Annotated in this window: 8 protein-coding genes; 2 read left to right on the top strand and 6 right to left on the bottom strand. The window is 39.7% G+C overall.

Annotated features, from left to right (window positions below):
* Positions 1–242: 242 nt before the first annotated feature.
* On the bottom strand, positions 243–452 hold the full coding sequence (locus K6C05_RS03750) for a hypothetical protein (protein WP_296731404.1): 210 nt from the start codon (positions 450–452) through the stop codon (positions 243–245).
* Positions 453–813: 361 nt separating this feature from the next.
* Between K6C05_RS03750 and K6C05_RS03755 the strand changes: the two genes are divergently transcribed.
* Together K6C05_RS03755 and K6C05_RS03760 are read left to right on the top strand one after the other, a co-directional pair.
* Positions 814–2,112 (top strand): GHKL domain-containing protein, encoded by a 1,299-nt coding sequence (locus K6C05_RS03755; RefSeq protein WP_296731407.1) that lies wholly within the window; start codon positions 814–816, stop codon positions 2,110–2,112.
* On the top strand, positions 2,109–3,404 hold the full coding sequence (locus K6C05_RS03760) for a hypothetical protein (protein ID WP_296731409.1): 1,296 nt from the start codon (positions 2,109–2,111) through the stop codon (positions 3,402–3,404). The genes K6C05_RS03755 and K6C05_RS03760 overlap by 4 nt, the downstream gene beginning before the upstream one ends.
* A 95-nt stretch (positions 3,405–3,499) precedes the next feature.
* On the opposite strand, the gene K6C05_RS03765 is transcribed toward K6C05_RS03760, so the two are convergent.
* The 5 genes from K6C05_RS03765 to K6C05_RS03785 all read right to left on the bottom strand — a co-directional run bounded on the left by K6C05_RS03765 (position 3,500) and on the right by K6C05_RS03785 (position 9,698).
* The gene (locus K6C05_RS03765; RefSeq protein WP_296731412.1) at positions 3,500–4,228 is read right to left on the bottom strand and encodes a LytTR family DNA-binding domain-containing protein; all 729 of its coding nucleotides are present in this window, start codon (positions 4,226–4,228) and stop codon (positions 3,500–3,502) included.
* Positions 4,229–4,394: 166 nt separating this feature from the next.
* Positions 4,395–5,996, bottom strand: a complete 1,602-nt coding sequence (gene pckA / locus K6C05_RS03770; RefSeq protein WP_296731419.1) for a phosphoenolpyruvate carboxykinase (ATP) — start codon at positions 5,994–5,996, stop codon at positions 4,395–4,397.
* A gap of 219 nt (positions 5,997–6,215) precedes the next feature.
* Positions 6,216–7,700, bottom strand: coding sequence for a threonine synthase (gene thrC, locus K6C05_RS03775; RefSeq protein WP_296731414.1), 1,485 nt, complete (start codon positions 7,698–7,700; stop codon positions 6,216–6,218).
* Between the two features lie 46 nt (positions 7,701–7,746).
* On the bottom strand, positions 7,747–8,223 hold the full coding sequence (ybaK, locus tag K6C05_RS03780; RefSeq protein WP_296731416.1) for a Cys-tRNA(Pro) deacylase: 477 nt from the start codon (positions 8,221–8,223) through the stop codon (positions 7,747–7,749).
* 215 nt (positions 8,224–8,438) lie between these two features.
* On the bottom strand, positions 8,439–9,698 hold the full coding sequence (locus K6C05_RS03785; protein WP_296731418.1) for a hypothetical protein: 1,260 nt from the start codon (positions 9,696–9,698) through the stop codon (positions 8,439–8,441).
* Positions 9,699–10,075: the final 377 nt, after the last annotated feature.

Below are 10,075 nucleotides of genomic sequence, written 5' to 3' on the forward strand. Positions count from 1 at the left end.
GAGCTTTAAGATGTCCCCTTCCTCTTTAGGTGGGGGAAAACAAACTACAACAGCTGGCGAGCATATCTCCCAGCTCGTTGAAACGCTAATTGGAAGATTTTTCTTCTAAAGAAGAAAAATTTGAACAATGGCGTTATAAAAGCTGCGATTTGTATCCACACGAAAACGCTCCTTTTTGGTAATTCAAGCACAAGGCCATATTAACAAAAAGGAGCATTCGCTAAATGCTGGGGAGCAGTAATTTACTGTACTTCCCAGACATCTCCGTCTTCGTCCACCAGAATATCCCCGGACTCAACAGGCTCATCCACAACGAGAGTGACATCCTCATCCTCACGCAGCACAATATTTGGTGTCGTAGTATCCTCCAACAAGGCTGCTGCACTTACCATTCCCTGTGCCCCAACGAAAATTGTTGCTGCAACTAGCATAGCACTAAAAATTTTTCTCATAAATTACCCCCTTCTGTCACTGATGTGACAAACATCATTATGTCCTTATCCTTGTTATACAGTGGGATAACGGTACTAATCCACAAGCTCATTACAGAACCCATCCTGAGGGTAAATTTCATACCCGCCTTGCAAATTAGCCCGCTTCATGGTATTTTTTTCATACAGGACATTTTATCCCACCAATGGATAGAAAAACTTTATCAGATATTTTATCTTTGTGCAATATAAAATTAAAAAGTGGTCACTTTTTCCAAAAAGTGGTCATTTCTAAATAAAAAAATTCCTTGACAATCGATTTATTGTTTGAATTTCTTACGAAGAGGCTTTTATGGATTTTATTATATTTCTACTTGTTACTGTGATTATTTTATTACAGCTTTCCCATACATACTTAAGATTCCTTTCCTTTAAGGAAATAATGCTCAAAAAAACCATCAAAAGGTTGTGGAAGACCACGATGCTATGGGCAGCTATCAGCTTCGCTGCATATTATCTGTTCATGTTTAATCTTGGAATATCAGTGACCACCTACAAATTCATACTTTTTCTGGGCTGGATTCCTTATCTTGTTATTTTTATGCTGCAAATTAAGTGTAAAAAACACTTTCATATATTTATCTTCGGTATGTCAGCAATATGGAGCTTCTGCCTTCACAGTATTTGCAGTATTATATTGGTACTGTTTTTTTCAGATTTTTCCATAGAGTATATCTTCCTCACACATACCAGCTTGAATCTTGGTCTTGTATTACTGCTTTTCCCTATTGAAAAAAATATATTCAGCCGGCTATTACCTTCAAATGAATTTTTCCAGTATTCTACCATTGGCTTTTGCGTAGCCATTCTTCCACTAACTGTTTTAATTACCCATTTATTGCTGTGGGCAGATAATGAACTATGGCATTCCTGGGAAGAACGATTATCCAGATTATATCTCATTATTGTCTTTCTTTGCTGTTACCGTTATGTTGTCGTAGCCAAAAAGCATTTTAATGATAACAATAAGCTCGCCATGAATTCCAAGCTGCTTGCAAGTGAAATGGATTCATTGGAAGACAGACAGCGCCTGATGAAGAAAAATGCTGAAATGATAAATCAATTGAACCATAATTTCCTTGATGGCTATCAAAATCTCCTGCATTTGGTAAACTATGGAGAATATGAGAGGATTAAACTGTTTATCAAGGAGCAGGAAAAAAAGCTGTCTGATACCACCATAATCCCATTTTCCGATCTGCCTCTTCTAAACACTGCAATATCAATATATTTTGCCCGTGCCCAGGCTCTTGATATAAAATTTACGCACAAAGTAAATTTACCTGCCAATTTAAATACTGAAGAAAATGATTTTGCTATTCTGATATCCAACCTGCTGGAAAATGCAGTTAATGCCACTATGAAGGAGAATAATCAGCCAAGGGAAATCTCCCTTATTATTCAATATAATGGAAAACAATGTTTCCTCACAATTGCCAACAGGTATTCTGGCAAACTGAATATCAATAAGGATGGCTTACTATTTACAGAAAAAACGGGGCATGGAATAGGAATGGTTTCCCTGAAAATGTTTTTGGCAAAATACAATGGCTATGCTGCTTACACCCAGGATAACGGCTGGGTAAGATTTTTTATGTACTGGAGGGATGAACTGTCATGATGATAATAACCTATGCAGTCCTGGCAGCTATAATTCATCTGATAGGTGCATATTGCCGTTTTTTGCCCTTTAAGGAAAAACTGACACCAGATTTAATAACAAAAATCTGGAAAAGGTATAATATATGGGCAATAACTGACTGTATCCTGATTTCGTTTCTCCTCATGAAGCTGGGAATCAATTATTCCAGCTATAAGCTCATCTTTTTTATTGGCTGGATTCCATATGTCCTGATAACTTTATACTATATAAAGCATAAAATACCTGAACATTTATTTGTTTATGGTATACAGGCCCTTTACGCATTCATGCTCCATTCATTTGCCAATATGATCATCTCCAGCCTGTTCGGGGAAAATAATGTAGAGCTTCTCCATATCCACCTCATTTTATGGATATTAATCTTTGCATTGACTTTGCCATGGACCAAGAAACTATTTTCAAGTCTCCTGCCAGATAATCTATTTTTTTCAGATACAACACTGCGTTGGCTGATTGCCCTGTTACCTATATCCATTTATCTTGGCACCTCCATGAACATCATCAATATAACCTTCCTGCCAAGCTGGGAAGAAAGACTTTCCCGCCTGACTATCCCGATAATATTTTTCATTTTATATTCTGTAATACAGTTCAATTCCTATGAAATATCAAAAAAACAGGAATTAACCCATAATAATTCTGTTATGCTCCACCAGCTTCGATACTTGAAACGCCAAAATCAGCTTATCCAGGAAAATGAAGAACGCCTTTCTGTACTGCGCCACGATTTACGGCACAGCTATCGCATTATATACACCCTATTGGAAGAAGGAAAGGATGATAGTATCAAACAGCATATTATATCCCAGACCAAAATGCTGAAAAAAATGCTCCGGGTGCCTGTATCTCCTATTCCGCTAATTGATTCCCTCCTAAAAACCTATGAAAAGCTTGCCAAGGAACACAGAGTAACAATTCACAAGGATATATCAGTAATTTCCTTGGAGCCTTCCACTGAAAGAGACCTTTCCCTGCTTTTATCAAAATTACTTCAGCTGATATTAACAAAAGCACCCTCCAAGCTTAATAATTTTGTTGATGTTAACATGCAGGAGGAAAGTCCGGGCGTATCAATATTATTAAAGTGTAATTTTCCTTTTTTTGATTCATACCAAACCTCAGAAATACAATTTTTGGATACCTTCATCCAAAAATATGACGCTAACCTTGCTACAAAAAATGACAATAACTGGTATCAACTGATCATAAAATGGGATTCTTCAAACCGGAATTCCCAATTTGATACATAAAATTGAAAGGGCGGAGATAAAATCTAAAAATTTTATCTCCGCCCTTTTTAGGTATTTTATTAAATTACTGATTTATATATTGAATAATAAACAGATTATTTATTCACCATATAGTTCATATATACAAGTTTTACTCCCTGACGCTTCCGACGGCTGATAGGCACCTTGCTGCCATCTGTCATTGTAAAATCATCAGCATCCATAGATTCAACATAATCCATATTGATGATTATACGATGATGGCACTCCAAAAACCTTTTATCCACCAAAAGCAAATCACAGCATTCGGCATAATTCATCGTGGATGATAAAACATGGGTTGCCAGGTGAATATTAAGTGCGTGTCCATCACCAATATCAATATAAATTATTTCATTATATGGAATATCTATCAAAGTACCATTAATACGGATATTAATGCCCTTATTTTTTTCCAAAAGCTCCGGAAAAATGTGATTGAAGGTTTCAGCAAAATCCTGGACATTGTCAGTTATGGGCTTTATAAAATATCCCACAGCAAATACACGATAGCCATCCAAAAGATGCTCCTCACTGCTGGTGAGAAACACTATACTAACATTTGAATCTATCGTGCGAATTCTTTTGGCAGTTTCTATGCCGGAAATTTCTCCCATGTATATGTCAAGGATTATCAAATCAAACTTGCGTTTTTCATATTCATCCAATAACTGTTCGCCACTTGAGAAAAGCTCATAGGAAACGGTCGACTCTGCCTCAGGATAATTTTTCTTAACATATTCCTGACAATATTTAAGTACAGAATGTCTGTCAAAATCATCATCATCAACAATCGCTATATCCATAATAATACTCCTTAATTGGGGAGAAAACTCAACCAATGATTATTGAGGAAATATCGGTATAGGATCAATAATCCCATCCTGACGGTATAGGTAAGAAAAGAGAGTCTCCAAAAAGGAGACCCTCTTAATTACCTGAAAATACAACACCTTATGGATAATGCTTTTATTAGAGCTGAGGACCAGCAGAAACAAGAGCCTTACCTGCAGCATTGGTAGTATACTTACCAAAGTTCTTAATGAAACGACCAGCCAAATCCTTAGCCTTGGTCTCCCACTCGGAAGCATTAGCATAAGTGTCACGAGGGTCGAGAATCTTAGGATCAACACCTGGCAGTTCGGTAGGAACTTCGAGGTTGAACATTGGAATCTTCTTGGTAGGTGCAGATTTGATGTCACCATTGAGGATAGCATCGATAATACCACGGGTATCCTTGATGGTGATACGCTTACCGGTACCATTCCAACCAGTATTTACGAGATAAGCCTTAGCATTGTTAGCAGTCATTCTCTTAACGAGCTCCTCACCGTACTTGGTAGGATGCAGCTCAAGGAATGCCTGACCGAAGCATGCAGAGAAGGTAGGAGTTGGCTCAGTAATGCCACGCTCAGTACCAGCCAGCTTAGCAGTAAATCCGGACAGGAAGTAATACTGAGTCTGTTCAGGAGTCAGTATGGATACTGGAGGCAATACGCCAAATGCATCAGCAGAAAGGAAAATAACATTCTTGGCTGCCGGAGCAGTTGAACCTGGCTGAATGTTCTTGATATGATTGATAGGATAGGATACACGGGTATTCTCAGTAACGGACTTGTCAGCAAAGTCAATCTTGCCGTTAGCGTCTACAGTAACGTTCTCGAGAAGTGCATTTCTCTTGATTGCATTGTAGATATCAGGCTCAGACTCAGGATCAAGGTTGATAACCTTTGCATAGCAGCCACCCTCAAAGTTGAATACACCCTTATCATCCCAACCATGCTCGTCATCACCGATGAGCTTACGCTTTGGATCAGTGGACAGGGTAGTCTTACCAGTACCGGAAAGACCGAAGAAAATTGCAGTGTTCTCACCATTCATATCACAGTTTGCAGAACAGTGCATTGCAGCAATACCCTGGAGTGGGAGGAAGTAGTTCATCATGGAGAACAGACCCTTCTTCATCTCTCCACCATACCAGGTGTTAATGATAACCTGCTCCTTGGAGGTAGTATTGAAAGCAGCACAAGTCTCAGAACGCAGACCAAGCTCCTTATAGTTCTCTACCTTAGCCTTGGAAGCATTGTATACAACGAAATCTGGCTCAAAGTTTTCCAGCTCCTCAGCAGTAGGCTGAATGAACATATTGGTTACAAAGTGAGCCTGCCATGCAACCTCAACGATGAAGCGAACTGCCATACGGGTATCCTTATTAGCACCGCAGAAAGCATCAACAACATACAGCTTCTTATTGCAAAGCTCTTTCTTGGCGATATCCTTAACAGCTGCCCATACATCCTCAGACATTGGATGGTTATCATTAGGATACTCTTCAGTAGTCCACCAAACCTTATCCTTGGAGTTCTTATCCATTACGATGTACTTATCCTTAGGAGAACGACCAGTGAAGATACCAGTCATAACATTAACAGCACCGAGTTCAGTTACCTGACCAACTTCATAGCCCTCAAGACCAGCCTTGGTCTCCTCTTCAAACAGTACTTCATAGGAAGGATTGTGAAGAATCTCAGTAGCACCGGTGATACCATACTTTGTCAAGTCAATAGTTGCCATTTTGTTATCTACCTCTTTCTTTTTTTCATTTTGTTGCAATGACTTACCACCCCCATAAGCATAAAAGCTTATAAATCATATGATGTCATTTACAACATTTATAGTTTCATAAACAGTTCTCCAAAATCCAGAGAACCCTGCTATAATATTAATCTTTTTACACCTATTTGTCAAAAATTGTTAATTATTCTTTTCCTGTGATATGACTCACATTTATTATTATTGTTTCGTATTTATCGAAAAATCAAACACTACATTTTTCATTTCGTTTTTATCGACTACCCGTGAATGTAAAATATCTGCTCCCTTCAGACCGGCAAGACCTGCAGGAATGCCGTCTGTGTTCACCCTTGCCAGTTCATCGAGAAGGGTAAATTCATCCTTGCCATTAATATCATGTCCCAAGGCATTTAAAACACTTTCATTAAATTTATAAGGGCTGGCAGTGGATACCACCACGGTTTCACCAATACCTGAAGCTTTTTCCGCAGCTCTCCAGGCCACAGCAGTATGAGGATCAGCGACATATTTCTCCTTGGAATATTCATCGGCTATCTGCTTGCCGGTAGCCTCATCATCTGACCAGTCAGCGGCAAATACGGCCTTGATCTTATCCAGCACCTCAGGACCCACATTGTAGCAGCCCTCTTCAGCAAGCTGCTGCATCCAGCCGGCAACCTTATTGGCATCACCGGTAATATGATAGAGCAGCCTCTCGAGGTTACTGGATATAAGAATATCCATGGAAGGACTGATTGTCTTATAAAAAGCCCTGTTCCTGTCATAAATTCCGGTTGTCAGGAAATCAGTCAGAACATTATTGGAATTGGAGGCACATACCAGCTTATTAACAGGCAACCCCATGGCCATGGCGTAATAGCCGGCCAGAATATCACCGAAATTACCCGTTGGAACAACAAAACTGATTTTGTCCCCGGCCTTGATACGGTCCTTGTTCAGCAGGTCAGCATAAGCACTAAAATAATATACTATCTGCGGTACAAGCCTTCCCCAGTTAATCGAGTTAGCCGAAGACAGGGATACCCCCTTCTCCATTAATTGCGCCTTTATTCCCTGATTACTAAAAATAGCCTTAACACCACTTTGAGCATCATCAAAATTTCCTTTTACGGCGATGACAGAAACATTGCCCCCCTTTTGGGTAACCATCTGAAGCCGCTGGATTCTGCTGACACCATTATCAGGATAGAATACCATTATTTTAGTTTGTGGAACATCCCTAAAGCCTTCGAGAGCAGCCTTTCCCGTATCACCGGAGGTTGCAACCAGGATAACCACCTCATTTTTTTCGCCGGTTTTTCCCAGGGCAGTTGATAAAAGCTGGGGCAAAAGCTGCAGTGCCATGTCCTTAAATGCACTGGTAGGACCATGCCATAATTCCAGTACCGAAACATCCTTTAAAGCTTTTACCGGTGCAATATCCTTATTATCAAACTTGCCGTTTCCATAGGCCCTTTCAACACAGCCCTCAAGATCCTCCTGAGTGTAATCGGTCAGGAACTGCTTTAAAACCATGACGGCTCTTTCCTGATATGATAAATTTCTCAAGCCCTCAATAAAATCCATATCGACCTTTGGCATTTCCTCAGGCACAAATAATCCGCCATCATCTGCCAAGCCCTTTATAATTGCCTCTGCTGAGGTTATTTTCTGATTGTTGCCCCGTGTACTTATATATTTCATGCTTTTCCCCCTACAAATTAGTCAAAAATAAATTTCCAGATAATTATTATCGGGTTATGTTTCCCAGCGTGCCCTTCACTGCCCTTACAAGCCCTGCGGGTTCCAGTATCAGCTGCTGCCCACGAATTCCGGCACTTACGGCAATAGAAGAATGCATCTCACAGGAAGAATCAATATATACAGGATAATTTTTTTTGGCACCCAAAGGCGAACATCCACCGCGAATGTATCCTGTCAGCCCCAGGACCTCCTTTAAGGCAACCATTTCCACGCTCTTATTTCCGGATATACGGGCCAGTGCCTTAAAATCCAGTTCTCCGTCTCCAGGTATACACGCCATAAGGACACCTGTTTTATCTCCGCGACACACCAGTGTCTTAAAAACAGTTTTAACATCCATCCCTGCTGAAGCAGCTACATGCACAGCACTGAGATCGTCCAAATCAACCTCATATTCCTTGATTTCATAGGAAATTTTCATATTATCCAATATCCGTGCCGCATTGGTCTTTTTTGTTTTCATTTTAACCTTAACTCCTGTCATAGTGTATATATGATACACCTTGTCATTATATCACAAGACATTTGTATTGTATACAAAGACTCTTTAATTTGCTGACAATAATTCATTTAGAAAATAAGCCCTGTGCGTTCAAAAAATATATCCCATGCTTATTGCTGCAGCCAATAACAATGCCCCCTCCAAACAGCCTGAAGGGGACATATTATTCCTTGTATTTATTTTATTGCAGAAATTTCAGGCAATGTTTCCGGACGAAGCGGATTTACTCCATCACCATCACCGGCAGTATCGGCGCCAGGATAATTTGCCCGTCTGACAGCATCATCATCATTATTGCGCATTGCTCTTACACCCCGGGCTACAGTTTTATCTGTAGAGCCAATAATTTTAGTTATTTCAGCTTTGTTATCAGCCCACTTTTTATTTACCTCAGCAATTTCTCCGTCCAGCTTGGCAGCAGCACTGTCAAAATTAGGCTGTCGGCTTTTCTTTTGCTTTTTACCGGCCTTGGCGGCTGCCTGGGCCGCTTTTTCTGCAGCCTCCTTGTAATCCTTCACCTTTTCCTGGAAACTCAGGCTTTCATAATATGCATCCATCATATCGTAAAAAATTGCTTTTCGTTCAATCAACAGGCTGTTCAGCTTGGCAGCCTCAACAGGAACCTTGAGGGTGTCCAGCTCCTCGCAGGATTCTTTCATTATTTTCTGTGATTCAATAATCCATTCCTTATTGATCTCAGGCATTTTTGTCTTCAGCTTGGCAAACTTGTCCTCTGTATTCTTTAAAATAACGCGGACCTTCTCAACATAACGCTTCATATCCCGTTCATTCTGCTTCATAAGAGCATTGACAAAGTCGCCATAATTCAGGATGTCATACAGCTGCCAGGACTGATCCGCCATCTGACGCATCTTAAACTTCAGAACAAAGGTATCTCCATAATTCGGCTCATAAACTCTGATACCTACAGTGGCAGTCGCTCCTTCAGTGACTGCCTTATCCCCGTCACTATCAGCTTCAGCTGCCTCAGCTGTATTTTCTTCATCCTCAGATTCAGGAGCTTCATCCCTTACGACATATTCTATGCGTCTGAAAGACATTGTCTTTAGGCCAATTTTGTTCTGAAATTCCACATCCTCTGTAATTTCATCAGACCTTTTCCAGCCACCATTGGCTACAAAATATAACATATCCTCCTTACACACCGATGCAAAAGAACCATCCTGCAGCTTCTTGCGCATCGCACTGTTATCAGTAATTATATTTTCTAAATCTGCGGAGCTTTTTTTCAAAATGGCATCCATATCAACATATTTCTGAAATTCCTCTACATTACCAACCTGTACTGCCTTCTGAAGGGCATTGATTGAATATGTAGGTGTATGTATATAATACATGAAATAGAAAGCTGCCGCTGCAGCTCCCAATAACAATTCCAGTAAAATGCCAATGATTACTGCACCTTTAATCCCCATATTACTCACCAAATCTCCTAATCAGTCAAAATATATACTATAATGTATTTTATCTGATGTTATCCTTGATATCCTATAATAATAAGCCAATCCCGGACGCAGGACAAAGCCAGCATCCTCCACAATAATCATCCCTTCCAAAAGACAGTATGATTTTTGCTTCCTTTTCAATCAGTATAATTCTATCACATTTTTTCATTTTATAAAATATGACCTTTTGGCTTAAAAAAATAAAGATTGTAGCTTTACAATTGATGTGAGACCCCCTCTATACAAAAAACGGTTTAGTCCTTAGAATTTAATTACCACAAAAAACTCTGAGAAAGGACGTCAACCGTTTTGAATAGTATATCACATTCTAATCGTTATCTTCCACA

The organism is Anaerovibrio sp., from assembly GCF_024697385.1.
Taxonomy (GTDB): domain Bacteria; phylum Bacillota; class Negativicutes; order Selenomonadales; family Selenomonadaceae; genus Anaerovibrio.

What these genes read in the sequence shown, in the direction of transcription:
- K6C05_RS03750 (WP_296731404.1), bottom strand. Translation starts at nt 452, where the DNA reads ATGAGAAAAATTTTTAGTGCTATGCTAGTTGCAGCAACAATTTTCGTT.
- K6C05_RS03760 (WP_296731409.1), top strand. Translation starts at nt 2,109, where the DNA reads ATGATGATAATAACCTATGCAGTCCTGGCAGCTATAATTCATCTGATA.
- K6C05_RS03765 (WP_296731412.1), bottom strand. Translation starts at nt 4,228, where the DNA reads ATGGATATAGCGATTGTTGATGATGATGATTTTGACAGACATTCTGTA.
- pckA (WP_296731419.1), bottom strand. Translation starts at nt 5,996, where the DNA reads ATGGCAACTATTGACTTGACAAAGTATGGTATCACCGGTGCTACTGAG.
- thrC (WP_296731414.1), bottom strand. Translation starts at nt 7,700, where the DNA reads ATGAAATATATAAGTACACGGGGCAACAATCAGAAAATAACCTCAGCA.
- ybaK (WP_296731416.1), bottom strand. Translation starts at nt 8,223, where the DNA reads ATGAAAACAAAAAAGACCAATGCGGCACGGATATTGGATAATATGAAA.
- K6C05_RS03785 (WP_296731418.1), bottom strand. Translation starts at nt 9,698, where the DNA reads ATGGGGATTAAAGGTGCAGTAATCATTGGCATTTTACTGGAATTGTTA.